This is a genomic window from Paenibacillus sp. 7523-1 (assembly GCF_002276415.1).
GTDB classification, from domain to species: domain Bacteria; phylum Bacillota; class Bacilli; order Paenibacillales; family Paenibacillaceae; genus Paenibacillus; species Paenibacillus illinoisensis_A.
Window position 1 is genome coordinate 277,069 of sequence record NZ_NPBR01000010.1, and the last position, 26,980, is coordinate 304,048.

Below are 26,980 nucleotides of genomic sequence, written 5' to 3' on the forward strand. Positions count from 1 at the left end.
CTCCTCCTATTCGTTACCCTGTGGCCGCAGTCGGCCATTCTTCCAGCATTGCAGCATGCTCAGCTTCCCATCGTTCATGTTGAAGCTGACCAGATCCGCAGGGGCTCCTGCCTCAAGTCCTGCAGCCTGTTGAAGACCAAGCAGCTTCGCCGGATGCGCCGAAGCACAGTCCCAGGCATCGGCAAGTCCGGCAAGTCCTTTTTCCACGAGATAGCTCACCTGATCCAGCAGCATCCTTGCCGAGCCGGCCAGCAGCTGCGGCTGTCCGGCAAGGTGCAGCCGCCCTTCTGCTGTCAACACCACTTCGCCGCCGATGTGCAGACGGTAAGAACCTGGTGGCATGCCGCTCAGTGAGACGGCATCGCTAACGAGAATGGCCCGTTTGCGCTTCATTCGGAGAATGACAGACAGCACGGATGGTGGAAGATGATGGCCATCTGCAATCATGCAGCCATACAGCTCATCTGCTGCGAGCTGCTCCCAAAGGTAGTTGGGATGGCGCGGAAGCATCAGATGCGCACCATTGCCAAGATGGGTGGACATGACAGCCCCCGCCTGGACAGCTTCCCGAATCTGCTCAGGTGAAGCTGCCGTATGCCCAATCGAGACTAGAATGCCAGATTCACAGCACCGGGCGATAAATGAAGCTGCCTCCGGCCATTCCGGGGAAAGGGTCACGATACGGATTAGCCCGCCTGCCGCCTCCTGCCAGCGGCACAAGGCATCCCAGTCCGGGGGAACGATATGCTGCCGCGGATGTGCACCGCGCGGTCCGTCCTCCGGTGACAGGAACGGGCCTTCCAGATGAATGCCCGCTATGCCCGCGGCCGCATCCGCGTTTACCCGAATAGCTTCTGCAATAGCGGATGCAGATTCAGCGAGGCGATCATAACGGTTTGTAATCAGTGTAGGGCAATAACTCGTGACTCCTTGACTCTGCAGCAGCATGGTCAGCTTCAGCACCGTATCCGGGGACAGCGGAGCCGCATTCAGATCCAGACCCCAGCCACCATTTACCTGCAAATCAACCAGACCGGGGGCAACCCAGGGAAGATGTTCCGTGGAAGATGTCACAGCAAGATCAGTAACGGCAGCAATCTTTCCCTCTCTGACTCGGACCTCAATGGGCAGCCCCGTCCGGTAGTGTCTACCAACAATGGGCACGCTCACAGGCCGAAGGCTTCCCGGTCCGTAAACATCGTAATACCGGGATGTGTACGCAGGATCGTAGCGGGACATGCCGTGCTTATCGGATCATGTAAAGCTGCCTTGAGCGCCTGACGTTTCGACACGCCTGGAACAATGGCAAACAGTTTCTTGCCTGCCATCAGCGCCGGCACCGTCAGAGTCAGAGCCTGTTCAGGTACATCATCCAACCGGGCAAAACAGCCATCGTTTACCTGCTGACGGCGGCAGGCCTCATCCAGCTTCGCCACTTTTACAGGCACCGGGTCATTAAAATCCGCAACAGGTGGATCATTAAAGGCAATATGTCCATTCTCTCCGATCCCAAGACAGATGATATCAATAGGAGCAGCACGGAGCAGCTCTCCATATCTTCTGCACTCCTGCACCACATCGCCCAGTCCGTTCAGCAGTTCCACCCGCCCCGGATGAATTCGGCTGAACAGACGTTCCGTCAGATATCGGCCGAAACGCTGCGGAGCCTCATCTGGTAAACCAATGTACTCATCCATGTGAAAAGCACAAACCCTTGACCAGTCAATGTCCTGCTCCCGCACCAGTCCCTCATATAATTCGTTCTGTGAAGGCGCTGCAGCGAAGACGATACGGACCTGACGCTCGGAATCCTGCAGCAGCTGTCTTAATTGATGCCCAACCGCAGCTGCTGCAGCTGCCCCCATCTGGTCCCGATTGGCATAGATCTGTACAGACATTCGATCGACGACTTGAGTTTCCAGTGGCAGTATTAAGCCATTTGCTTTCATGCTTCTCATCCTCCTTCAGACGGCTGCTCACCCGATTCTTCATGACCCGAATTCTGCATCAGCAGTGTCGCTTGAGACAGATCATGCCTGCTTGCATAGTAATAACCGTTATAACGGATTCGGCGAGGTTCAAAACCAACCTGTCTTCCCGGGATCACCGCTTCCGAGCCAAGCGTGACATTTCCATCTGCTCCAGTGATGCCGCTGGTATACCGTCCTGCTGAATACGTAAACCTTCCCTCTACCTTCGCACCCGTTAGTACCGCACCAGTATCGTAATCCCTGACCTTCAGGGTGACCGATACTGCTGATCCGCTATACACCAGATTCATGTCAGAGACAATTAGAGGCTTCAGCGTGGTGCTTGCCGTCGTAGCCGAGACTTCATCCGTGAGTGGTCCGATGTTGCCCCGCAAGTCTCGGGCTGCAATGCGGTAGTAGTACGTCGTATCCGGCAGCAGTCCCTTATCCTGGTAGTTCAGGCCCCGGGCGAGTCCGGCGATATCTGAAGCAGCAGGCATGAAGCCTTGAACCGTACTCCGATAGATCACATAGCGCTCCACTTCCATGTTATCCGAAGCCATTCCATAATTCAGTTGTATGGTCTGATAACTGGTGGCTTCGATGGAGGGGATTCCAGCAAGGGCCGAAGGGGCCTCCTGATCATCCGGAGCTATCCAATGTGTGCCGCCAGGTCCCCAGTACGAAGGCAGCGCCCGGTAGGAATCATAGTGATGGACGGCAATGCCGCCGAAGGCGCTGTTCTGCCCGTATGCTGTATAGACCTTATCCAGTTCGGCTTCCATATGGCTCCGGCCTTCTTCCCAGAACGTGATTGTCTCGGGATCGCCGCTATTCGCGATATCCAGCGTCTCCACCCCAATCACCACCGAATTCGGCTTGCCGATCTGGTCTGCGTAAGCTAGTTCTCCAGCAGCCCCGGCAATAATGCCAGCGGAGCCATCCGCCGTATCCCGGTAATCCATGATGGAGATGTAGTCAGAGATGTCCTGAACATGCTCGGAGAGCCACTTGCTGGAGCCATTCCAGACAATATTTGCACCCTGATCAGACGTGTCATACCACTTGGGCACAGCTGGGCCGAACGGCAGCCGGATACCCGCCATATCCCGGCGATCAATCATTTTTTGCAAGACATCCAGGTATTCCTGCTGCAGAAATCGGCTCGGATCTCTGAAGTCGGGGGAAATGTAAGGCTCAATATCCACATTGATGCCGTCGAACTTCTCCGCATCAGCTGCTGCAAGGTTGTAATTGATGACCTGCTCCATTTCCCTTACTGCATGACTATGATATTTCTCGTATGCGCCCATGTAGGCGGGAGAAGTGCCGCCAGCAATGAGAGCATGCACCTGCAGATTTTTGCTATGAGCCCAGCTCAGGAACGAACGCAGTTCATCCACCTGTTCTTCCAGCGCATTGTACCCCGCATATTTACCCACGGCGAGATACAGCGTCTGGACTGGGTCTTGCCCGAATGTCTGTGTATCCGTAATGAATGACTCCAGCACCTGGCGCGAACCGGGATTCAGAAGCAGCTTGTAGCTTTCCGGTTCCCATATCCACATGGCCCGGTCCTGATTGGGCAAAGGGACAGACGGTTCGTTCGTCCCGTTTCCAACCTGTGCATATACGGTTGGACTATAGCCGTACCGTTCCGGTGCATTGGTTGCTCTGGCTTCCAGACTGACGGTTCGATCGCCCATTCCCGCTGTGTCCCACACGAAGACGTACGCCGTACCTTGCTCGGTTGCCTGCTGCCAAGGCCCTCGATCTACCCTCACCTCTACCATTGAGACTGGAATGGGCGAGCTGGTCTCGATGGTAACCTCTACCTGACCGCTTAAAGGCACACCTTCGGATGGTCCTGTGATTGTGACGACTGGGACAGCCCCTGCCGGATTATCAACCGTAAGGGTGGCGGGAGCGCCCCATACCCCGTAACGGGTGGACGTATCCAGCCCGCGGACCACCAGTTCAACTGTCCCGTTATAGCTTGAGGTATCCAGCATGTAAGACCAAGTGCCGCTGTCATCCCCATCGGGATCATTCAACAGCACTTCGTATTGGGACGTACCGTTGACATAGAGCCGAATGTCATACAGGTCGGTATAACTGCCTCCAATCTCTACCATCCCTCCGGCCGACACATAACCACCTCCAGGTACGTCCAGCGAGATGGAACCGGCTGCTCCCGCCTTACCAGGGAAGGGTAATCCAACGAACACCATTCCTATCAACAAAACCATGGCTAGCCTGAATCCGGAGTACACACGCAGGTGCTGCTTTTTCATAAGCGAAGCCTCCTTTTGCCATTCTGTACTAATGGTCTAGGATTCCTGGGCCGTATATTCGCTCATTTCGCGCTCAACTGAATATTCAGAACGCGGTCATACGCTTCCTTATAGGTGCTCAGCAGCTGATCTACACCAAGATTGTTAATCTCCTCTACATACTTCTCCCAATCCGCCAGACTGCGAGAGCCGGTCACGAATTTGGCAAAGCTCTCATCGCGGTGCTTTTTGATCGCCTGCCCAGTAATGGAGATGATTTCATTTTCACCCTCGGTAAACGCAGGTCTTGGCTGCATGGCAGAAGGATCATACTTCACCGCTTCTTCATAAGCGTTCTTCAGGGCATCCGAGAACAGAGACAGATGAGCATTAAAATCAATCCAGGTATAGGTTCCGCTGGTCTGCAGCCCTGTCTGCTTACGCATTTCAATGACATCGTTATACTCCGGCTTGAACTTGATCGTATCTCCTTCCTTTACATATGTCTCGCCCTCTACTCCCCAGCTGCTGAACGTTCGCCCTTCCTCGGAATAGAAGAAGTCCATGTACTTCATGATATCGGCAATGTTTTTGGAGGTGGACGCTACTGTTAACCCGCCCTCCATATAATGAAAATACGGATTCAGCTGTTTGCCCCCGGCAATGCCGGCTGGTGGTGCCATGAACTGCATATTGAACTCGGGATTCTCCGGCTGCATGGCATTGTTAAAGAAATCAATTCGGCTGATATAATCGATGGTCACGAACGATTTGCCTGTGGAGACCATATCCTGCCACTGCTTCGTTTGCAGCGATAAGAAATCAGGGGGAACCAGTCCTTCGTCGTAGAAACTTTTCCACATGCCTACCATGGATTTATAATTGTCTTCGGTCGGTCCATAACGCCATTCTTTCTGGTCAAAATCGTAGTAGGCGCCTTCTCCTGTCCCATAATTCACCGTCATATTGGCATTCATCTCATCCGGAATCTGTCCGTAGCGGATGGAGAGAGGATAACTGTCCGGATATTTCTCCTTCAGCTTCTTCAGGGCCGCATGCAGCTCTTCATAGGTCGTTGGAACCTGAATGCCTTCCTTGTCGAAAACGTCCTTGCGATACATCCAGATCATGCGGTTCGTCTCACCGAAGCCCTGATTGGGGAACATATACATCTTGCCGTCGGCAGAGAGTGCCGCCTTCGCTTCCTCGGGATATTGTTTCATCCATGCCTGCAGGTTCGGCATGTTGTCCATATGCTCCATCAGATCAACCAGTGCGCCCTGCTGTCCAAACTTGTTTGATTCTTTGCGATTGGGCATATACATCAGATCAGGCAGCGTTTTGGAGGCAATCGCCAGATTTAGGCTTTCTTCCAGCTTGCCGGAGGGTGTTTGCACTTCAAGCGTGACGCCGGTCTTCTCCTTTAACCAGTCCCAAACGGGCCAGCTCTTGGAATATGGGAACGTGGCATTGTTATCCAGGAGTGCGGTAAACGTCTTTCCCGTTCCTGTAGGATTATTCTTTACACCGTCTCCCCCCTGAGCATCCGGCTGCGAGCCGGAACCATTGCCGCCTCCACTGCACCCCGCTACCATCGTTACAGCAATCAACAGCGGAAGAATTACCGATTTCCATTTGCCCATACGCTTCTCTCCCTTAATTGAATTTGCGGTGGTTTTCATGCCGATTAGCCTTTGACTGCCCCAACCATGGCTCCCTTCACAAAATACTTCTGTACAAACGGATAAATGATTAGAATTGGCAAAGTGGACACCATGATGGTCGCATACTTGAGTGATTCCTCCACGACCATATTATCCCCGCCGATCGACGTAACGTCGCCTGAACTTGCACTGCCGGCCAGCACCAGATTACGCAGCAGCACCTGCAGCGGAAACATATCGGGAGATCTTAGATAGAGCAGCGGGAAGATAAAGTTATTCCACATGCCCACGGCGTAGAACAGGGCAATCGTAGCGAAGGACGCCTTGGACAGCGGCACGACAATACGAATGAAGATGCCGATATCGTTCAGGCCGTCCATGCGGCCTGATTCCTCCAGCTCTTTGGGGATGCCTGAGAAGAACGTTCGCATCAGGATCAGGTTCCATGTGCTGACTGCCCCTGGAAGAACCATGCCCCAGACGGTGTCCACCAGATTCAGGGAACGGACCACAAGGAAGGTCGGAATCATGCCGCCGCTGAAGAACATCGTGATGACAATCAGCACGGTGAAGCTATTGCGCAGCGCCATGTCTTTCCTGGACAATGCATACGCTCCGGTTGAAGTAACCACCAGCGAGATCAGTGTACCAAGCACAGTATAGATAATGGTATTTCGGTAAGCCGTCCAGATTTGCGGATCTCCCAGCACCAGCTTATACATGCTCAGATTGAAGCCCTTGGGCCAGAAGGAAATATTGTTCTGGATGACGTTGGCATTGCTGCTGAGGGAAACGGCCAGCATATGAAGGAACGGATAGAGTGTGACCACCACAACAAGCAGCAGGACTAATGATGCCAGGAGATTAAACCAGGAGAACCGGAGGGATTTCACATTCACACCTCTTTTCTACCATAGACTGGTTTCACTTAACCGGCGACTGAGCAAGTTGGCCGTATAGATGAAGATCAGGCTGATGACTCCCATGAACAGGTCAATGGAGGCGCCATAACTGAAGTTTCCCTGGACCATCCCTACCCTGTAGACATAGGTGCTGATAATATCCGCTGTATCGTAGATCGCCGGGTTCTGCATCAGGAAGACTTTCTCGAAACCAATTTCAAGCACCTTGCCGATATTCAAAATCAGCGTGATGACGATCGCAGGAGATATGCCGGGCAGCGTGACATGCCAGATTTTGCGCAATCGGCTTGCTCCGTCCATATCAGCAGCCTCATACAGCTGCGGGTCAATGGCTGTCAGTGCGGCCAGATAAATGATGGTCTCCCAGCCAATATGCTGCCATATCTCCGACAGGACATAGATCCCCCGAAATAGCCCAGGTTCATTCATGAAATTAATCGGTCCCACGCCAATCCATTCGAGCAGATTATTAATCAGCCCTCCGGTGGGGGAGAGGAACATAATGACCATACTTGCCACAATCACATTCGAGATAAAATGCGGCAGATAACTGACCGTCTGCACAAAACGCTTAAACGCTGCCTTACGTACCTCATTGAGCAAAATGGCCAGCAGAATCGGGGCCGGGAAGCCAAACACCAACTTATACATTCCCAGCAGGAACGTATTTTTCATGAGCGGCCAAAAATCGGGATTCTCCAGAAACATCCGGTAGTATTTGAGCCCTACCCAATCACTGGCCCATATTCCCTTAAACAGGTTGTAGTCTTTGAAGGTAATGACCAGTCCGAACATCGGTGCATAGCGGAAGATTAAATAATACAGGAGGCATGGCAGGAAGAGCAGCCATAGCGCCTTATTTTTGTTCCAAATCCGGGTCATCCGCACCTTCCGCCGAGATGAATGATTTAATTTTTTTCGCAGTTTGTCTTCCATTAAGCCAGCATCAGCCATCGGCATGCCCCCTCTTGCTACATGTTTGCAGCTCAACAAGATGTGAGCTAACTTCCCCTGTTTCACCGGGGTTTGTAACCAAATTATAGCGAGTTTTTATCTGTAAGCGCTATCTACATGTTATATAACATTTCGCCTGTAATGCTATTTTCCAGATATCCGCGTATAAATTAGTAAAAGTGTATATTGTTTGTGTCAGCTTTATGCCGCTATGATTAGATTAGACCATTGAGCTAATTGACCTGAACTCTCCTATTTTCAACAGAAGCAGCACTAGAGCAGTTGAGTCCGAACCAAAAAGCACGAGTCACAGAGATCAAAAACCCTGCAGCTCGCGCTTTTCTTTTCTTCCTATACAATGATCTATTGTTATTGCTGAGTATATAAATTAATCCAGATAATTGGCCCACTCACTGCCATTCCAGATATCCGGATTATCAATAGTCTGATTTTCTCCACGTACAACAGAATCATAACTATCCTTTGTATTAGTATACCAGTCAACTATAACTAACTTCCCATTCACATTTTGCACCAGAAATTCAGTAGGTTCAGCAAAGCTGCCTACATCCTTCCTAACGCGTGCCTCTAATTGAAAATAGAAAAAACCTTCACCTTCTCTAACATGTTCAACTTTTCCGGCACTAATATCAACGCCTGTCACTCGATTATGAGTGAGCTTGTTTTTGCGAAACAAATTAAATTGCGATGCAATCTTTTTTTGCGTATATTGCTTAAGGTTTTCGTTATCGATATAACGATCCAGTTCAATGTCGGAGCCGTTCCAAATCGCTTTGTAATATTCAGTTAGCGCTTCTGTACACATTTTATAGGCCGTATCAGTATCCAAAGCGGATAGACCACTTTCGTCTTCAGCTAAAAAATGGGAGGAGTCATTCGATGAATTTCCTTTAGTGTTGGGAGAAGCTTCTGCGTCTTTAGCATTCTTAACATTGATTCCTCTGGAAACATGAGTATCATTACTGTCGTTATCACTCGTATTAGCTTGTTCACATGCACTTAGAGTTAATAAAATCACCAATAACAGGTAAGAACGTTTCATTAATTTCCTCCAGTGAGAATATTCTTCTACTCCACATCTTGAAGCTGGGAAATGAGGCTATTGTGCACGATGTCAGCGAGGCATCCTTCATTACGACCACACAAAAGCATAGTTAAAGGATTTTATTATGTCAGATAACTTCTCTCTAAATCCTGGAATTATCCCTTTATTATAACAAACCCTTTATGGTAAGCGCTATCTACATGTTATATAACATTTCCCTCTACTGCTATTTTCCAGATATCTGCGTATAAATCAGTAAAAGTGTATATTGTTTGTGTTAGCTTTATGCCGCTATGATTAGATTAGACCATTGATCAGCGCCGTATCCGAGGGGGGAATGTCATAATGAAGGGACTGCTTACAAACCGATTTGCGCTGAACGGCCTGTTTGTTAAGCTAATGCTGAGCTTCCTCAGTGTCATCCTGATTTTGGCTTCATTTAATCTGTTCTCCCATCTGTACCTGAGCAACAAAGTTTATCAGGAGATGGTAAGGCAAAATGAGCTGGGCCTCGCACAGACCGTCGAGGGATATGAGAATCACTTCCAGCTGACCCAGAACATGATTCTGGCCCTCACTCAATCGGATACCTGGACAGCCAACTTGGGCATATTGAGCCGCCTTAAGGACAATCGTCGTTACGATATTCCCGCTGAAGTGAAGGCCGACCTCTCTACCCTGTATACCAATCCTTTTTTGCATATCGACAATTTCATTCTTTATTTCAAGCAGGAGGACTATGTGCTGGAGAAGGAGGGACTTAGCAGCGCAGCCGACATGTTTGGCAAATATTATTACAGTGAAGCGTATTCGCCGGACTACTGGAAAACCCAAACAATGAACAACCAGTTCTTGAAGGTGATGCCCGCAACAGCTTTTACGGAAAAAACGGTCCATTCTTCCCGCTCTCTGGGAGAGCTGATGCCTGTTATGATGAAAGCCATCCCCTATGAGGAAGTGTACGGAATTGTGATGCTGAATCCGCAGCGTATGCAGGATACGTATGGAGATGGCAGCCATAATCCGTTCTACATCATGGATAGTGAGGGGCGTTTATTGTTCACAACCGCAGAACAGGAACTTCATAATCCTCCGCTGCCTATAGAGGGAAGCAGGCATGAACGCATTGGAGATCAGTATTACTTCTATGAAAAAGGCAAGCAGACCGGGTTCACCTATGTGAGGGTCACCCAGGCCTCAGTGATTGCGGCAGAGATGCGCGGCATGCAACTGCTGCTTACGGTACTGCTGGGCGCTGCCATTTTGATCAGTGTACTCTCCTCCCTGCTGTTCAGTCTGAGGTTAAACCAGCCGCTGCAGCATCTTATTGCCGCTCTTGACCGAAATTCCGGAAGCGGGACAGACAAGTTGAGCAGAGTGAAGGAATTCGCTATGATCGGTGACCGTCTGAGTAGCATTCTGGAGAGCAATCGATTCATTCAAAGCGATCTTGCGCAGAAGAACTCTCTGGTACGGCAGTTCGCTTATACGCATAAAGTCAAGAACATCCCGCTCAGCTCCCATCTGGCAGATCTTGAGGAGGTTCGGCAGCCCGAACATCCCTACGTGGCCATTTTATTCAAGGTTGGCTTCAAGGACCGGCCTGATGAATTGGAACAGCATACTCTCCTATTGTGGAAATTAATTCAGAGCCTGTTCACCAGCAATCCGAATAACAGCGTTGCACTTCAGCCTGAACAGGATCAATTACTCCTGCTTCTATTCGATCCCGGTCCGCAGAGCGGCATCCTGCAGGCGCTCGATACGCTGAAGGAATTGCTTGCTGCTGAAGAATGCCTGTACCTGACCATCGCGGTAAGCCCAGTATACTCGGGGGATATCCCGTTTACCGATGCGTATGGGAATCTGTCCACTCTGCTGAAGGAACGAAGACTAAACGGAGAAACCCAGATTATTGTGGAGCCACGAGCCTCTTCATCCAGCTCGTTCCATGTCAAGGTGACTTACGGGGAGGAACTGCATGATTTACTGCAATCAGGCAAGGAGCAGGCTGTGTTTGCCTGGCTGGATCGCCAGCTGGATCAGCTGAGACACAAGGACGCAGCCGCAGAGGATTTTCGGACATTTGCTCTTGGTGCAGTGGAGCAGGTCGGTAAGACGGTGATGAAGCTGAATTTAACAAGCATTGAAGGCGGACTTCACTCCTCTCCTTCTGGTGATCCGCTTGCTGGATTTTATTCCATAGAGCAATACAGGACATGGCTTCAGTCGCAGATTCAACCGATTCTCTCCGCGATCAGCAGCCAATTGGAAACGAAAGATCCCGTTATCAGCTTTGTGCTCGATTATCTGAACCGTCATTATGGCGAGGATATTAATCTGAATCTTGTTGCCGACAAGCTGAATCTCACGCCAGGGTATCTCTCCAGCATTTTCAAGGAAAAGACCAACATCAACTTCAGCGAGTATCTCAATAATCTTCGCGTTGAGCGGGCCAAGGAACTGCTGGTAAATGTGGATCTGCGAATTCAGGATATCGCCATGCAGGTCGGTTATCAGAACGTAAACTCGTTCATCCGCATGTTTAAGCGTCGATACGGACTGACCCCGGGAGAGTATCGCAAGCGTCATGCGGGTGATGACCCGTTCATCTCCTCGAATCATGGATAGCCAGGTGTGAGGGCGGAGAAACCCTCTAGATCCTATATAAGCAAACACCCGCGCAGAAAGCGGGCGTTTGCTTATATATCACATGAGAATTTTGGACAGGTGCACAAGAGCCGTGGAGGAAATGCGTTGTTCTTCAGGAATATTCTCATAGAGAAGATGTTCTTTTCCTGCATCAATCATGTGTTTGCGCATGGCTGCAATCCGGCCTTTGCCCTGATCAATGAAGCGAAAATCCACCTGCCGCAGACTTGGCATGTCGGTCAAACGCTCGAAAGCTTCTGCCTTTATTCCCTTATGTATTTCTTTCAGCACCAGCACCTCCAAGTGCTCCGTAGTCCATAGGTTGTCTATATACTGTAGTGATTTCATAAAATCCAATTCCAGCTGTCGCAGGTTCTTCATACCTGAAAAATCGCAGAGCCGCTCGACTTTGGGCAGTGACAGGTGCAAAAACTCCAGATGATGCAATGCGCTCAGTTCATCAATATGAGTCAGATTCCGTACAGAGGACAGTCTCAGCATACGAATGTTGGAGTCAGCAAGTACATCCAGAGGACCATTTAAGGCACCATTATCAATGGCCAGATATTCGATGAACGGCAGGTCCACGACAAAATCCAGTGTCTCGATGGTACAGTTTAACACCAATGTGCTCAACCGAATACAGTCCTCAATCGGAGCCAATTCATCAAATTTTCCGCTGAGAGAAAGATACTGCAGCTGCTTGTGCTGTCGGATGAACTCCAGATTTTGCGTTTTGGCTGCCCGTATATTCAGAAACTCCAATCGCTGCAGCGCACCAAGTACATTCAAATCCTGTTTCTGTTTCAGGTCCAATTCCAAAGCCTTTACATATTTTAATTCCGCAATGATCTTCAAAAACTCTTCCGTGTACTGTCCCTTCTCCTCCACATTCGTAATCTTCAGGATCAGATCAGGCCGTTTGGAAAACACTCGTTTGTCTAATTCCGCAACATCTTCCATCACGTCTGCTCCGACTACAAAAGAAATGGTAGCCCGATTCCGCAGCTGCTTTACCGCATTATCCATTTTCGCTGCGTTCCAGGGAACCCCGCTCATGGATGCAGTCCAAGGTTCACTCATTCCAGATCCCCTCCCTCTATTTTCCCTGTAATTGTAAATGAAGAAGCCCCCCTTGAGAAGTGCAATTTAGCCTGTATAGATAGAGTTCACCCACGTCTCTTCTCATTTGCCTCTCGCCCATCTATTATAGAAATAAGCGTTTGAACAGACTGGAGGAACCACAGCATGCAATTTGCCAAACGAATGAACCACTTTAATGAAGGAATATTTACACGATTATCTGAAATTAAGCGACAACGTCTGGAACAGGGGCTCGGCGTCATTGATCTTAGTGTAGGCGCACCCAACACCCCGCCAGCGCAACATATTATCCAGGCTCTATGTGAAGCGGCAGCTGATGTGCAGAATTACACCTATGCCATCAATGACCAGAGTGAGCTGCTGAAGGCTGTCAGTGAGTGGTACAAGCGCAGGTATCAGGTCAATCTGGACCCCAAAACCGAAGTTTGCTCTCTGCTTGGCTCACAAGAGGGCCTGGCACATATCTCATTATCCATCGTGGATGAAGGCGATCTTGTTCTTGTTCCGGATCCCTGCTATCCAGTATTTGCGGACGGGCCGCTTCTAGCGGGAGCTGAGCTGTACTACATGCCGCAAAAGGAAGAACATCAATATGTCATTCAGCTGGAAGAGATCCCGGAAGAGATCGCGCAGAGAGCCAAATTCATGCTGGTATCCTATCCTAACAATCCAACAACAGCCATGGCACCGGAGCAGTTCTATCTGGACCTGATCGCATTTGCCAAAAAACATGATATCATTGTCCTCCATGACAATGCGTATAGTGAACTTGTGTTTGACGGGAAATCATGTGGAAGTTTTCTTGCCTTCCCTGGAGCCATGGATGTCGGCATTGAATTCAATTCCCTGTCCAAAACCTACGGGCTTGCTGGGGCTCGAATCGGATTTTGCTTAGGTAATGCAGCCGTCGTCTCCATGTTGAAAAAGCTGAAATCCAATATGGATTACGGCATGTTCCTTCCCATTCAGAAGGCAGCAATTGCCGCAATTACCGGTGATCAGAGTGACGTAGACCGGGTACGGGCCATCTATGAGGAACGTCGGGACATTCTCTGCGAAGGATTCAGCAGACTCGGATGGGAAATCGCAAAGCCCGATGCCACCATGTTTATCTGGACGCGGATTCCAGCTCATTATGACAACTCCGAGCAATTCGCCATGGATCTGGTCAGCCGGGCGGGCGTTATCGTGACACCTGGTAGTGCTTTTGGTCCTTCAGGGGAAGGATATGTCCGTCTTGCGCTTGTCCAGGATCGGGAACAACTGGAGCAGGCACTGCAAGCTGTGGAACACAGCGGCCTGTTGATTTCAAACTAATCTGCAGCAAAGAGCACCAATTCCTATTAGGGAACTGGTGCTTTTTTATGCTGTCATGCGGAGATGTACTGTATTTCCCTATCCTCTATCGAAACGGAATCGAAATACCGAAATAAAAAATAAGAGCGGATCAGCTCAATATCAATCTTGGGGAGTTGGCAGCATGGCACAGTTATTTAGAAAAAGAGGGACACGGACATCAAGAATCGCCAATACACTGTCTATCATGTTGTTGGCCATCATTGTTGTCGTCTTTTCCGTCCTGGGAACATTTATATTTACCAGCACCCGAAGCATCCTTGTTAAACAGCAGGAATTGATGCTGCAAACGAAAACGCAGGCCATTGTAGCCCAGTTTGATGCTTTATTTAAGGAAAAAGGATCTCTGGTTAAGCAGATGTCCACCAATAATTTATTCAGGCAGTATATTCAAAGCACCGAATCTGCTTCTACTGCCACAACATCACCTTATGCTGCCGAAACCCAAGCTACACTTGCAGCCATAGTGAAGGAAGAGCCTTCTTTTGTAGATGCTTGGATTGCGGGCATAGATGGAAAAGGTTTCTGGCTCCAACACGATGGTGCAGCGTCCGACTCTGAATTTGTGATTCAGGATCGTCCGTATTATAAACCGGCTGTTGAAGCCGATGGCTTATATTTCTCCGAACCCTATGCCGATATTGCTACAGGTAATATCCTTATGGGCATATTTTATCCGATTAAGGATGACAACAACGAGTTGATCGGTTTCGCGGCGGCAGATATTGCATTCAAGGATATTCCCTCCATTATGGAGAGCTACTCACTTGGAAGCACAGGCTACTCCATTCTGGCCTCCAAGACCGGCGACATTTTATATCACCCTGACCAGGCCAAGGTGCTCAAGGAAAAGATTAACGAAAGTCCGGGAGATTTGGGTGAGATCGGCAAGAAAATGATGGCCGGTGAATCCGGAATCCAACTGATTGATGACAACGGTGAAGGCCGTTATGTCGGGTATGCCACCAGCGCAGATACCGGATGGTCTGTAGGTTTGACCATTTCGGAGCATGAAGTGCTCGAAGAATTAAAAGCCTTTACGTGGATCACCATTATAGGGTTTGCTGTAGCCGCCATCGTGCTTGTGCTCATCAGTTATATCACCCTACGATATCTACTGAGATCCATTCCGAAACTGCTCCAAAAAATCAAACTTGTGGAACAAGGAGATCTGACCGTCCAGTTTGATACAGCATCCCGCAACGAGATTGGTCAAATCTCACAAGGTATGCTCAACATGGTACAGAGAATTCAGAGCATGATTCAGATGGTAGGGGCAACTGCCCAAGTTTTAGGCCAATCCTCCAAGGATCTGCAATCCATTTCCGCTCGGACAGCCGTAACAATGAATGATACGGCAACAGCAATTAACGAAATTGCCAATGCAACCAATTATCAGTCCATTGAATCCGAGAACATTTTGCAAAAAACCGGATCATTATCAGGTCAAATCGACGATATTTCAAGTGATGTCAACACGATGGAGACCAAAGTTCAAGCTTCCGCAGAACAAAGCGAACGAGGATTGGAAGTGTTGAATCAGTTATCCAAATGGGCAGAAGAGAACCACCATTCAACCCAGGCCATGTCAACCATTATCCATGATATTGATCTAAGCCGTCATGAAATCTCCGGTATCGTGGACACCGTCCATCAGATCGCAACCCAAACCAACCTGCTAGCACTCAACGCTTCCATTGAAGCTGCACGTGCAGGAGAACAGGGACGAGGTTTTGCCGTGGTCGCAGGAGAAGTTCGCAAACTGGCTGAGCAGACTGCGATGGCAACCGAGGAAATCAGCAAAAAGGTTCGTCAAATCGAAGATAAAACGAAGACATCCGTAGAACACACGGCCCACGGCCTCCTGATTGCAGAGGAAAATGCCAAGTCCGTCGAGGGCACCAAGCAGGTGTTCTACAGCATCAATAAAGATCTGGAGGAATTGAGATTGCGCATGCTGCAGATCAGCAATAACACCTCCAGTGTCCATAAACACAAGGATGAGATTGTCCAGGCACTCGAAATTATCTCCTCCACCACCGAAGAAAATTCAGCCTCTACCGAAGAGGTCAGTGCAAGCACACAGGAACAACTAGACAGTATCCAACAGGTTGCGGAATTATCCCAGCAATTGAGTCAGTTGTCGAACAAGCTTGAGGAAGAATTAAGCCAGTTCCAGGTTGATCAGAAATCATAGTGCGCACATGATCGCAATGAACAATAAACAAACAATAAAAGCCCGCTGCGTGAGCGGGCTTTCTAGCGTTCCAAATCCTATTTCGCTTTAGAATATGTGCTTTATTTCATTGGTCTGTGCCAGTTGGAACGGTACATTAGGTAAAGGAAGTACGGTGTTCCAATCAGGGCAATAAGGATTCCGGATGGAATCTCTGTCGGCGCTATGACGGTTCTGCCGATCGTATCAGCGAGCACCAGCATCACTGCACCCGCGAGTGCGGATAAAAACATGGACCGTCTTAACTTATGTCCTGTCAGCAGCCGCACCATATGCGGGGCAATCAGACCGATGAACCCGACGGTTCCTACACAAGCAACAGCACCTGCTGCCAGCAGTACCCCTGTCGTCATGGCGAGCAATCTTGTTCGGCGCACTCCCAGTCCAAGTCCTGATGCACTGTTGTCGTCGAATACCAACAGTTCGAATCGACGGGCGAGCCACCAGGCTAGCGGAACCAGAATAACCAAGAATAAACCGATAACCTTCACCTGATCCCATGTACGGGCATAGGTACTACCTGTCAGCCAGATATATCCGCTGCTGCCGTATACGGCGCCACGAACAATCAGGATCTGAATTCCTGCTCCAGCAATGGCCGACATGGCGATCCCCAGCAGTACAACCGCAGACGGATTCAGCCCTTTCTTCCAGGAGAGGGAGAATACAACCACTGCCGCAATAGCTGCTCCGATGATGGCTGCGATGGGCAGCAGATATATTGGAAGACCCGGCCATAAAATAATGACCATCATGGCTCCGAGCCCTGCCCCGGAGGACACACCGACGATGGAAGCATCCGCCAGTGGATTACGCACGGCCATCTGAATGAGCACACCACTGATCGCCAGTGCAGCTCCAGCACCTGCAGCAACAAGCGTACGCGGAATTCGAAGCTGAATCACCGCCGAGAACAGTCCATCCGATTGGAATAAACTCGGCAGCAGATCCGCCAGCGGAATTCGCAAACCACCAAACATGGTACTAAGCAATATAAGCGCTATAGTTACGACCGAGAACAATACTGCCATTGGCCCAAACGCGAAGCGGCGTGAAGGTGCACCTGTGCTCATGGAAGAGGACATCCCTGAACCGTTCGCTGCTTTCATGCGTGTGAGCACCAGCCAGATCAGCCATGGTGCACCAATAATCGCCATGACAGCCCCTGTCGGCAGCTCCATGCTGGAGTTATGTACCATCTTGGCGAGCACGTCTGCGCCAACCAGGAGAGCCGCCCCCCATATAAACACACCGGGCAGCAGTAATCGGTTAGAGCGCACTCCACTCAATCGGACCAGGTGAGGTGCAACCAGACCCACGAAACCAATTGGTCCGATGACACTGACAATCACGGCAGCCAGCAAAACCGCGATAATCAATCCACCGGCACGAGCCAGTCCAACCCTTTGCCCTAAAGAGGACGCCGTTGATTCATCCAGCTCCAGCATATCCCACTGTCTGGACAATATTAGTGCCAGAATGGTTATGCCCACAACCCAGGGCCAAGCATAAGTGACACCGCTCCAGTCATTCTGGACGAGTGTTCCTGAACCCCATAGGAATAGTCCTTGCGTTTCCATGGAGAAGAAAATATGCAGCGCACTAGTAAATGAACCAAGCACCATCGACACGATCATACCGGACAACGCAAGTCGAACCGGACTTGATCGTCGTCCCCCGCCCATGAAATAAGCTGCGAAAGCCGCAATCAGACCACCAAGAGCTGCGAACAGAAAAGGCGACTGACTGAGCACACCCGGAAAGAGAATAGCTCCCAGCACGACGATAAAGTAGGCCCCTGCATTAATGCCCAGCGTGTCTGACGCTGCCAGCGGATTACGGGTGATCGTCTGCAGCAGCGCTCCGGCCACAGCTAACGCACCGCCTGCGATAATGCCGATAACCGTACGCGGCATACGCAAATCCCAGATCATATTGTGCTCCAATGTGTTCTGTCTGCCTGTAAGAGCATCCCAGACCGTACTCAATGGAATGGAAGCCTCTCCATAACAAAGACTTACAAAAAAAAGCACGATGAGAGCGGTTAGACCGCCCCCATATATGCTTATTGTGCGCCAGTTCATAGCAGGCCTAGCTCCCTGAACTGAACTCATTTGGTAATCGCCTCAACAACCCCGTCAACCAACACTTTGGAGGAAATGGGTCCACCAAATGTCCATGTTGTGCTATCCAGTTGATATAGGCGGTTTTCCTTCACAAAATTCAGTCCGTTCCAAACCGAGTTATCTTTCATAGCTGTGCCAAAGACGTCATCATCCGGCTGTGTAATATAAATGAAGTTACTGTCCTGCACATCAGATAAGGATTCAATTCCTACTGTGGAGAAGCCATAGCCTTCGAGCTTTTCAGGCTGCCAGTCGTTTACCAAACCGATTTTGTCCAATGTACCAATAACGACCGAGTTGTCCGTGAACATACGCAGACTAGCTGCATTTTGATACGTGAAAGCCTGTGTCAGAGCAAAGTGGAAATCTTCTTTGCCTGCAGCAGCCAGTTTCTCTTTGGCTTCTACATAATGTTGATCAAGTTCATCCAGTACTTGTTTCGCTTTGTCCTCTTTGCCAAGAGCAATGGCAATGTTATTGAAGATGTCTGTCATTTTGTCATAGTTATAGCCATCGCCATCATAAGGGTCGAATTCCATCGTTGGTGCGATTGCATTAAGCTGATCGTAGACTGCATTATTGTTATCTGCATTGGCAATGATGAGGTCTGGTTTCAATGCAGCAATAGCTTCCAGGTTCGGCTCACTCCGTGTACCAATATCTGTCACGCTGTCATCCAGGGCTGCTTCGGAAGTGACATAGACTTTGTAGTTGGCGTTGTCCGCATTACCTACTGGCTGAACGCCCAGTGCAACCACATCTTCCGTATATGTCCATTCTAGTGTAACCACGCGCTCTGCCGGCTTGTCCAGCGTAAGTTCTCCGCGTTTATGTTTAACGGTAACCGGGCCGGAAGCCGCTTCCGTCTGCGTGTTGTCAGAAGCATTACCTTCACCTGCATCCGCAGCTGATCCGTTCGAGCTAGTGCTTGCAGAACCGCATCCTGCTAATGTAAGAGCAAAAACCAACAATAATAGTAGTCCGTTCAAGCTTTTTTTCATGTACTGTAATCTCCCCTGTTTATATGTATTATCTCTGATAATAATTATCATTATCACATATTGGATTATGCGACAGAAATCACATTTTGTCAATAAAAAAGCGATAACGCGGCTGACTATAGATTCTGCTATTGTGCCTATTTATGAGAATAAAAAGAAGAAAAAGAGCCCTTGGTTACCCATGGACTCTTCTCAACCAGCATCATGACCTGCCAGATTTGCAGTATTATTCAACTACGGTGCACGCCTTCCATCGTGTATAATCGTACCCCAATAGTAACGGAATGCGAATGTTAGTTCAGTTCCAATGTAGTAATGCAGGTATTGTCCTGCTCATATGTGGAAAGCTGGGATTCTGCGACCTTCCCGTCATGTACAATACGAATCAAGTATGTTCTGTTTCTCGGTACCCACAAGTCCATAAAGCCATTCTTTCCTGTTTTTATCGGTTCTTCTTTCATAAACGTATTACCTTCAGAGTCATGAATCGTGACCAGGAACTCTTTGTTCTTCATTTCCCCCTGACAACCAGTCAAGCTATGAACGGCACATGGATGAGTCTGCTCGATGTACGGCGCAATCGAAAGGAAAAACTCCTCTTCAGGCAGATTATAGGTTTTCGTTTGATCATCCTTGCCGGTGACGACCAACTGGGTAGCATTAATGGAGGCCGATTTTGTTTCGACTTTGCCCGTACTGATATCGTATACCAATTCCTTAACATTGGTTGATTCAGGAGGACCTGCTTCTTTTTTTAGCATATTATCAGCGATAAGATATATTCCTAAGCCAACGACCGTAATAAATAAGACTGCAATAAGTATTCCTTTTCTCAACTGGAGCTCATCTCCCCGCTCGTTTTTGGTTTATTATAATGGAGAATTCCATGCCAGTGCTGAATACAACACCGAAGTCACCAGATATTCACATATTTGTCTTGTAAGTCATGGAATTCATTCTCTTGTAACCAATATCATAGATAACTGGATACGGGCATGTCATGTCTACTTCCGCATCCTAATATGACCGGGATCGAAAAATTTATAACCCTTTATCCCAAACTACGAATACTGCCAAAAACCTGCAATGGGATCGCTCCATTTCCCGTCATCAAATTTGGCGAACAAGTACAATGCCCCATAACCAAAGAGATACTCTTCCACCATCCCATCCGCATACCCCTCTTCGTCAATTTGGATGAAAAAGTCGTATCCGTCCTGATGCAAAGCTGTGAAGTAACTGTCCTCCTGCTGAATGAACCTCGGCGTGCCTCCAATTCTGACCAAGCACGGCTCATCTGTTACAGTTCCATCTTCAACCCCTGTCCACTCGGTTAGGCTGTGCTTAACCAATCCAGGATTGGTGTAGGTCTCCAGTGCACTTTCAGGGGAAGCAGGATGCTGAAACACCTGGATATCACAGGATGGATATATATTGTTTTCAAGGTATCTCTCATATTCTGCTGGTACAAATACAGAGATCATCTCCTGGCCTAGTACAGGTTCCTTAGAGTTTGTATCAGGAAGAGTCACACTGAGATAAAACAGATAATTCTGCTCACGCAGAAATGCGAATGCGGCGTTATCATCAAAAAAAGCAGGTGCATTCCCCCCAATCCAACTCGACGATGAATAGTCGTCTATAGAATGTGGATACATAACGAGCGAATGTGTTCTATTCTCAAAAAGATCAGTCCATGCGGACATACGGGCACGTTCCTTTCTTACGATTTTCGTTTGAACTTCCAATCCATTCCTATATAATAATTATAAATTCTGGAAACCTTGGTGGACAACAGACTTATTACTCATTAGCCCAGACAGAATTGTTCTCCAAGCAGACGATGTAGGAGGAATATACATTGAAATGGCTCCGTGTACATAAGGCAGATCATGATATCAGGAATAAGATAGACTGGAACGGTAACCTCCCTAAACATATTGCAATGATGATGGACGGAAATGGACGCTGGGCCACGAGAAGAGGGCTCCCGAGAAGTGCCGGCCATTATGCCGGAATGCAGACGATGCGTGAAACGATAGGTATGTGCCACCGAAACGGGATCGCCTCTCTCACCCTTTATGCATTTTCCACGGAAAATTGGAAAAGACCAAAAGAAGAAGTCGATTATATCATTAGCCTGGTCGTCGAATTTGTACAAGATACTACCGTTCAGGAACTGAATCAACATGGCATTAAAATCAATTTCATTGGTGATATATCCAGATTCCCCTTTGAAACACAGGAGGCCATGCGCAAGGTAGTTGAGCTGACCGAGGCCAATAGCGGGATGAATGTATACTTCGCCATGAACTATGGTGGGAAAAGCGATATTGTCCAAGCCGTTAAATTATGTATTGAAGAAAACAAAAACGTACCGGACATCTCTGAACAGGACCTCGAGAAGTTTCTCTATACCGGGCAAAATCCGGCACCGGATCTATTGATTCGCACAAGCGGTGAGAAACGACTGAGCAACTTTTTATTATGGCAGGTTGCCTACGCTGAGCTGTGGTTTACGGATGTCATGTGGCCCGACTTTAATGAGCAATTGTTATACGAAGCCATGCTTGATTATCAACAGCGCAAGTTGCGAGCATTAGAGGTTTAATGTCGCGAGGGTTCATCCATTCCCGGCGATTATAAAATCAATGAAGCATTCGCTCTCTAGCCCTATGTACCGTAACATTCCAAACTCTGCACCATATACTATGATATCTTACAACACGATTTTGTTCGAACCTGATCACTGTTTTCCTTCCGTAGGCTGACCAATGGATGTCTTTGTATCAGTTGTTCAAGCCCCATTGAGCTTGTCTCTCATACACCAATTACAGGATCTGAGGTTTATTAAGAAATCCCCTTCAATAACAATTCTCCCAATTTAGAGTCCATTCCCTCACTTAGGTCTCGGCTACGAAAAGGAAAAGAGCAGCGGTCATGTCTATTGAATAACAGCATCCCGCCGCTCCTGAGCCCCTAGCCATCCATACAATCTTCTCAATAAATAGACTTATGGACTGGACAAAAGGCATATACTTTAATTTTTATGCTGACATAGACTATATTGTGAATCGACATTAAGGAGTCAGTTTCAGAATAGTCACCGTGGTATTCAGATTGTTATGCAACTGTGCAGGAGTTGCATTCGCATTGACCAGTTGGATCGTTGTCGGAACTGTTGTCACCGTAACGATAACTTCAGCAGATATGGGACCTCCTCCATCACCTGTGAAAGGCACAGGTGTGATGGGCGTCCCATTCACTGTGAGGTTGAAATCGGCATCGCCCTGATTATGAATGGAGAAAGAGATAAAGTAACTTCCTGTTTCATTGATGGTTATCGTTGAAGATGGTGGCACGAAGGTAAAAGCACCACCCACATTAGCCAAAACACCAGTCAACGTAATTGGCGAGTTTCCTGGAACGGTGTCCGTACCTGTGCCGGGATCAGCCCGGAAAACACTCAGGAAATCGGAGATTCCAGCCCCCGTTGGACCGGCAGGACCTGTTGCTCCAGTTGCGCCTGCAGGGCCGACAGGACCAGCTGGGCCAACCGGGCCTACGGGGCCTGCTGGGCCCACTGCTCCGACCGCACCCGCCGGACCCACGGGTCCTTGTATACCAGGGATTCCTTGTAATCCGACTGGCCCCGGTATCCCTTGAGCACCAGTGGCCCCTTTGGGACCTATCGGTCCTATTGGGCCCGGAATCCCTGGTACGCCTTGTGGTGCATTAACAATAACCTTAGGTTTAACCTTCACAACCTTAACTTTCACACCGCAATGTACATGTTTTTTGAATTTACGTCTACAAATCCGTTTCCCATGATGATTGATCAATGAACTCACCTCCGTGATATTTCTCCACATACTATGTGCAGTAATCACTGGGGGCGTAGACAACTAACCATAATTCAGAAAATTACAGGGCCCATTATGAGGAAAGTTGTCTATCTCATGGAGCAATATTTAGACGCTAAGCTTCTATTACATATTGAAAAGCGTCTTACCAAGCAGCCACGATTACAATGCAAAGCATATTAAATTTCTATACGTTACACATGTTTGGTATGTGATGTTCTACCCGCAAGCCAGTATGTGAGTGCACCTGAGACGGCAAAGGCTAAGAGCAGACCAATGCAGGTATGCAGCAAGTTCAGTGTGCCATCCTCCATAAATGACGGCATTCCCAACAGGCTTGCTGATTCGCTTAAAGCAAAGGATTTTACGGACACGATGCCAAAATAGAGTCCGCCCACAGCTCCACCAATTAGTGCTGCACCAAAAGAAGCCATTCTTCTCATGTTGACGGCATAGATCGCAGGCTCCGGAACGCCCAATAGAGCCGTTCCTGTCGCCCAGAATGCGAGCTTTCTGAACCCGGGCTGTCTGCTGCGCAGACCTGCAGCCAGTGCAGCTCCCGCCTGAGCAGTAAAGGCAACAAACATTGCAGGAATGATTACGGAGAATCCGTTGGTCATCAGTTCATTAAGCATTAGCGGAACAAGCCAATAATGCAATCCGGCAAACAGCATGACTGCAAATGCTGCTCCCAGCAGCATCACAGCCACGACAGGCGCATCCATGAGCAAGGAATCAACACCAGCGGGCATCCGCTTGTCAATCCACGAACCTAGTGGACCCAGCAACAGCAGAACCAGCGGGACCACAATTCCAAGCGTTAATGCCGGAGCCAGAATGCCCTGCAGCATCTTGGGACTGAATCGTTCAACTGCCTTTTCTACATAGGACGCCGCAGAGATCGTCAGAATCATCCAGAGGGTCGCTGAGAAAAAGGCTGCCTGCGACACCATCGGCACACCCATAAAATGAACTTCTTCCTGACCTGACAGTAAATAACTCATTTGTGGGTAAAACATCAATCCGCCGATAGCTGCTGCAACGTAGATATTACTCTTTAACTGCCGGGCAGTACTGATGGCTGTCAGTATCGGCAGCAGATAAAAGGCGCTCTCCCCAATGGATTTCAATATCATAAATGTCTGACTCTGTAGGAAGGATGACGGTTCCGAAAAACCGTACGTACTAATCAGCGTTATGACTGCAAGCACAATCTTGAAGACCGCTGCTCCCAAAATAGCAGGCATTATGGGCCTAAACACATCAGATATAAGTTCTAATATTGAAAACGATTTGCGGTATGTATGCCTCTCTTTCCGTTCGGGATGATCGCGCATGCTCTCTGGCGTACCCATGTCCCTTAACAGACGGTAATAAGAGGAGGATTCATCTCTAATCACCAAGAAACATTCTGCACCTGTTATCCGAATTGTTGCTTCAAGATCGGCTGCATCAAGCGCTGACATATCAACTTTGCTGTGATCCTCCAACATAAGTATTGTCGATTGCTCTTCCCGCTTGACCTGCCTTATATTCCCCTGTCCACCTGCAAGTTTCAAGATCTCTTCGAATTGCCTGTCATTCATATGTACCTTCTCCTTATGCTGCGGTAAACCCGAGTTTTATGATGTGCCCTTATCTATATACCCATTTCCATGATCAAACTTCAATAGGATATTAAAACTAATTTCCCTTTCATTTCATTACTAATCAAGCAGGGTACATGGACCTAAACCTCACCTTAAGACAGCAAAAAGCCTGCTTCCGCAGGCTCTTCCAAAATCTTCTATGATTGATTCAATTTTTGGCACCCTATGACAACGACAGCATGGCGTTCATATCTTCCTCTGCTGTTGTGATCAGCTTCAAGCCAAACATGTCAACAAGCACATCCAATACTCCAGCCGAGATAAATTCTGGGGGTTTGGGTCCAATTCGAATGTCCTGAATACCCAAACTGAACAGCCCCAGCAGGATCGCCACCGCTTTTTGCTCAAACCAGGACAGGACAATGCTGACTGGCAGCTCATTGACCGAACAGCCAAAAGCGTCCGCAAGAGCCATTGCAATCTTCACGGTTGAACCGGAGTTGTTGCACTGCCCCAAATCGATATAACGGGGAATACCTGTATCCCCGACCGTACCGTAATCTACATCATTGAAGCGGAATTTACCGCATGATGTGGTTAGAATTACGGTATCGTTAGGCAATGAAGTGGCCAGCTCGCGATAATAGTTTCCACCTTTTCCAGGTGCATCACAGCCTGCAATGACGAAGAAACGACGGATATGACCATCTTTGACTGCCTGAATAATCTCTGGAGCGAGTCCGATTACCGTCTCATGATGGTATCCTGTTGTTAGTACCTGCTCAGACTTAATGTCTGCTGCCGGCAGGGAGAGTGCGCGTTCAATGAGAGGGGTGAAGTCATCATTTATAATTTTGACTACACCCTCGAGACCCGCGACTTCATAAGAAAAGAATCGGTCGGCATATGTACCTTTGATAGGCATAACACAGTTTGTGGTCGCAAGGATGGCACCCGGAAACTGTTCAAATAATCTGCGCTGATCGTACCAGGCTTTGCCGATATTGCCTTTCAGATGGGCATATTTTTTAAGTGCCGGGTACCCGTGAGCAGGCAGCATCTCGGAATGTGTATAAATGTTGATGCCTTTCCCTTCGGTCTGGCGAAGGAGCCCTTCCAGCGCATACAAGTTATGGCCGGTCACAACAATGCATTGTCCCTCAATCTGATTCTGCGAAACGGTGATCGGCTGCGGAATGCCGAATCTCTCCGTGTGCGCACGATCCAGCACGTCCATGATTCGGATCGCCGCGTTTCCTACTTGCATGGCCATATCAAGATGTTCCTGCACATTGAAATTGGAATTGGTCAACGTCATATACAGGGCTTCATGTGTAATCCGATCCACTTCCGGATCATGATACCCCAGCTGCCGAGCATGTGTCGCATAAGCCGCTATGCCTTTCAACGCAAAAATCATGGTATCCTGCAGACTGGCTATCGTTTCATTTTTGCCACAGACCCCAACTACCGTACATCCACCACTCGGTGTCTGCTCACACTGATAACAAAACATGTCTGTTCCCTCCAACGTGATTCGATTTCATTCACTGGTAACAGCGTAACAAACCCTCAGGGGACCAAGTGTGATGGCGGACACAGTTTACCATTCGACACCTTATAGTCAAAATTACAAGTTAATAACCTATTATTCTCTCTCCAAGACTATCATCCAATCTTTCATTAGCTCCTTCGCATACTTTATTGCGTAGTCCATGCTGCCCCCGGCGGCAGGTCTATAAAAAAGGAGGAGTTCAAATGGCTAAACCCGTTTCCATTTCTCAAACGTATCCTCGCTTGACGGTGTTCAGTGAAGAAAACTTCAGGGGCCGCCGAAGAGTCTATCGTGGCAATCTCGGCATTTCCGATGTCGATGCCATTCTGACTGGAATTGAGAGTTTGCGATTTTTTTCCACCAATCCAAACGCCACACTCGTCTTGTTTAATCGTTCACGCTTCCGTGACAATTTTGTTGTACTGCGGGGAAATCGCAGCATTCGCGAGCTGGATGACTTTTTGCGCAGAGGAGATGTAGAATCCCTTATCGCATCCAATCAGCGCCTAACCCTGGCACAGATCCGCGAGATCAGAAGAACCGGAGAGTTACCTCCCGGTTACCGCTTAATCTGACCTGTCCTTTTCGCTGGTGCCTTAATACCAGTGCAGTGGTGCACGTAACCGTGCATCACTGCAAATAAATAAA

20 protein-coding genes are annotated in these 26,980 nt (G+C 48.6%); 5 read left to right on the forward strand and 15 right to left on the reverse strand.

Annotated elements, in window-relative coordinates; translation table 11 throughout:
* Nucleotides 1-6: 6 nt before the first annotated feature.
* The 7 genes from CHH60_RS13325 to CHH60_RS13355 form a co-directional block, all read right to left on the reverse strand.
* Nucleotides 7-1,170 carry an N-acetylglucosamine-6-phosphate deacetylase gene (locus CHH60_RS13325; protein WP_255247912.1) on the reverse strand — a complete coding sequence of 388 codons (1,164 nt, stop codon included), beginning with the start codon at nt 1,168-1,170 and terminating at the stop codon, nt 7-9.
* Complete coding sequence (locus CHH60_RS13330) at nt 1,167-1,949, reverse strand: glucosamine-6-phosphate deaminase (RefSeq protein WP_095359591.1); 783 nt, start codon at nt 1,947-1,949, stop codon at nt 1,167-1,169. Before CHH60_RS13330 ends, CHH60_RS13325 begins: the two co-directional genes overlap by 4 nt.
* A gap of 5 nt (nt 1,950-1,954) precedes the next feature.
* Entirely contained in the window at nt 1,955-4,264 is a 2,310-nt protein-coding gene (locus CHH60_RS13335) for an Ig-like domain-containing protein (protein WP_095359592.1), read from the reverse strand.
* A gap of 62 nt (nt 4,265-4,326) precedes the next feature.
* The gene (locus tag CHH60_RS13340) at nt 4,327-5,886 is read right to left on the reverse strand and encodes an extracellular solute-binding protein (protein WP_095359593.1); all 1,560 of its coding nucleotides are present in this window, start codon (nt 5,884-5,886) and stop codon (nt 4,327-4,329) included.
* Between the two features lie 44 nt (nt 5,887-5,930).
* A complete protein-coding gene (locus tag CHH60_RS13345) occupies nt 5,931-6,800 on the reverse strand; it encodes a carbohydrate ABC transporter permease (RefSeq protein ID WP_255247913.1) in 870 nt (289 codons plus the stop codon).
* A 15-nt stretch (nt 6,801-6,815) separates the two neighbouring features.
* Nucleotides 6,816-7,712: an ABC transporter permease gene (locus tag CHH60_RS13350; protein ID WP_255247937.1), complete on the reverse strand. Its 897-nt coding sequence runs from the start codon at nt 7,710-7,712 to the stop codon at nt 6,816-6,818.
* A 460-nt stretch (nt 7,713-8,172) separates the two neighbouring features.
* The gene (locus CHH60_RS13355) at nt 8,173-8,847 is read right to left on the reverse strand and encodes a hypothetical protein (RefSeq protein ID WP_095359594.1); all 675 of its coding nucleotides are present in this window, start codon (nt 8,845-8,847) and stop codon (nt 8,173-8,175) included.
* A 348-nt stretch (nt 8,848-9,195) separates the two neighbouring features.
* On the opposite strand from CHH60_RS13355, the gene CHH60_RS13360 reads away from it, so the two are divergent.
* Nucleotides 9,196-11,481, forward strand: a complete 2,286-nt coding sequence (locus tag CHH60_RS13360; RefSeq protein WP_095359595.1) for a helix-turn-helix transcriptional regulator — start codon at nt 9,196-9,198, stop codon at nt 11,479-11,481.
* A gap of 78 nt (nt 11,482-11,559) precedes the next feature.
* Here CHH60_RS13360 and CHH60_RS13365 read toward each other — a convergent pair whose 3' ends face one another.
* Nucleotides 11,560-12,585 (reverse strand): hypothetical protein, encoded by a 1,026-nt coding sequence (locus CHH60_RS13365; protein ID WP_095359596.1) that lies wholly within the window; start codon nt 12,583-12,585, stop codon nt 11,560-11,562.
* Between the two features lie 165 nt (nt 12,586-12,750).
* Here CHH60_RS13365 and CHH60_RS13370 point away from each other — a divergent pair, with 165 nt between their 5' ends.
* Complete coding sequence (locus CHH60_RS13370; RefSeq protein ID WP_095359597.1) at nt 12,751-13,923, forward strand: aminotransferase class I/II-fold pyridoxal phosphate-dependent enzyme; 1,173 nt, start codon at nt 12,751-12,753, stop codon at nt 13,921-13,923.
* 163 nt (nt 13,924-14,086) lie between these two features.
* A complete protein-coding gene (locus tag CHH60_RS13375) occupies nt 14,087-16,159 on the forward strand; it encodes a methyl-accepting chemotaxis protein (RefSeq protein WP_095359598.1) in 2,073 nt (690 codons plus the stop codon).
* 101 nt (nt 16,160-16,260) lie between these two features.
* Here the strand turns inward: CHH60_RS13375 and CHH60_RS13380 are convergent, their stop codons facing one another.
* From CHH60_RS13380 to CHH60_RS13395, 4 genes are all read right to left on the reverse strand, one after another.
* Nucleotides 16,261-18,312: an iron ABC transporter permease gene (locus CHH60_RS13380; protein WP_095359599.1), complete on the reverse strand. Its 2,052-nt coding sequence runs from the start codon at nt 18,310-18,312 to the stop codon at nt 16,261-16,263.
* Nucleotides 18,309-19,325, reverse strand: a complete 1,017-nt coding sequence (locus CHH60_RS13385; protein ID WP_095359600.1) for an ABC transporter substrate-binding protein — start codon at nt 19,323-19,325, stop codon at nt 18,309-18,311. The genes CHH60_RS13380 and CHH60_RS13385 overlap by 4 nt, the downstream gene beginning before the upstream one ends.
* Before the next feature lie 293 nt (nt 19,326-19,618).
* A complete protein-coding gene (locus CHH60_RS13390; protein WP_095359601.1) occupies nt 19,619-20,161 on the reverse strand; it encodes a CueP family metal-binding protein in 543 nt (180 codons plus the stop codon).
* 225 nt (nt 20,162-20,386) lie between these two features.
* Complete coding sequence (locus CHH60_RS13395) at nt 20,387-21,031, reverse strand: hypothetical protein (protein ID WP_095359602.1); 645 nt, start codon at nt 21,029-21,031, stop codon at nt 20,387-20,389.
* 155 nt (nt 21,032-21,186) lie between these two features.
* Here CHH60_RS13395 and uppS point away from each other — a divergent pair, with 155 nt between their 5' ends.
* Nucleotides 21,187-21,936: a polyprenyl diphosphate synthase gene (gene uppS, locus CHH60_RS13400; RefSeq protein ID WP_095359603.1), complete on the forward strand. Its 750-nt coding sequence runs from the start codon at nt 21,187-21,189 to the stop codon at nt 21,934-21,936.
* 469 nt (nt 21,937-22,405) lie between these two features.
* Here the strand turns inward: uppS and CHH60_RS13405 are convergent, their stop codons facing one another.
* The 3 genes from CHH60_RS13405 to hcp all read right to left on the reverse strand — a co-directional run bounded on the left by CHH60_RS13405 (nt 22,406) and on the right by hcp (nt 26,293).
* On the reverse strand, nt 22,406-23,167 hold the full coding sequence (locus tag CHH60_RS13405) for a collagen-like protein (RefSeq protein ID WP_255247914.1): 762 nt from the start codon (nt 23,165-23,167) through the stop codon (nt 22,406-22,408).
* 215 nt (nt 23,168-23,382) lie between these two features.
* The gene (locus CHH60_RS13410; RefSeq protein WP_095359605.1) at nt 23,383-24,774 is read right to left on the reverse strand and encodes a PTS transporter subunit EIIC; all 1,392 of its coding nucleotides are present in this window, start codon (nt 24,772-24,774) and stop codon (nt 23,383-23,385) included.
* Nucleotides 24,775-25,000: 226 nt separating this feature from the next.
* Nucleotides 25,001-26,293: a hydroxylamine reductase gene (gene hcp / locus CHH60_RS13415; RefSeq protein ID WP_095359606.1), complete on the reverse strand. Its 1,293-nt coding sequence runs from the start codon at nt 26,291-26,293 to the stop codon at nt 25,001-25,003.
* Nucleotides 26,294-26,535: 242 nt separating this feature from the next.
* On the opposite strand from hcp, the gene CHH60_RS13420 reads away from it, so the two are divergent.
* A complete protein-coding gene (locus CHH60_RS13420; RefSeq protein WP_095359607.1) occupies nt 26,536-26,907 on the forward strand; it encodes a hypothetical protein in 372 nt (123 codons plus the stop codon).
* Nucleotides 26,908-26,980 lie beyond the last annotated feature (73 nt).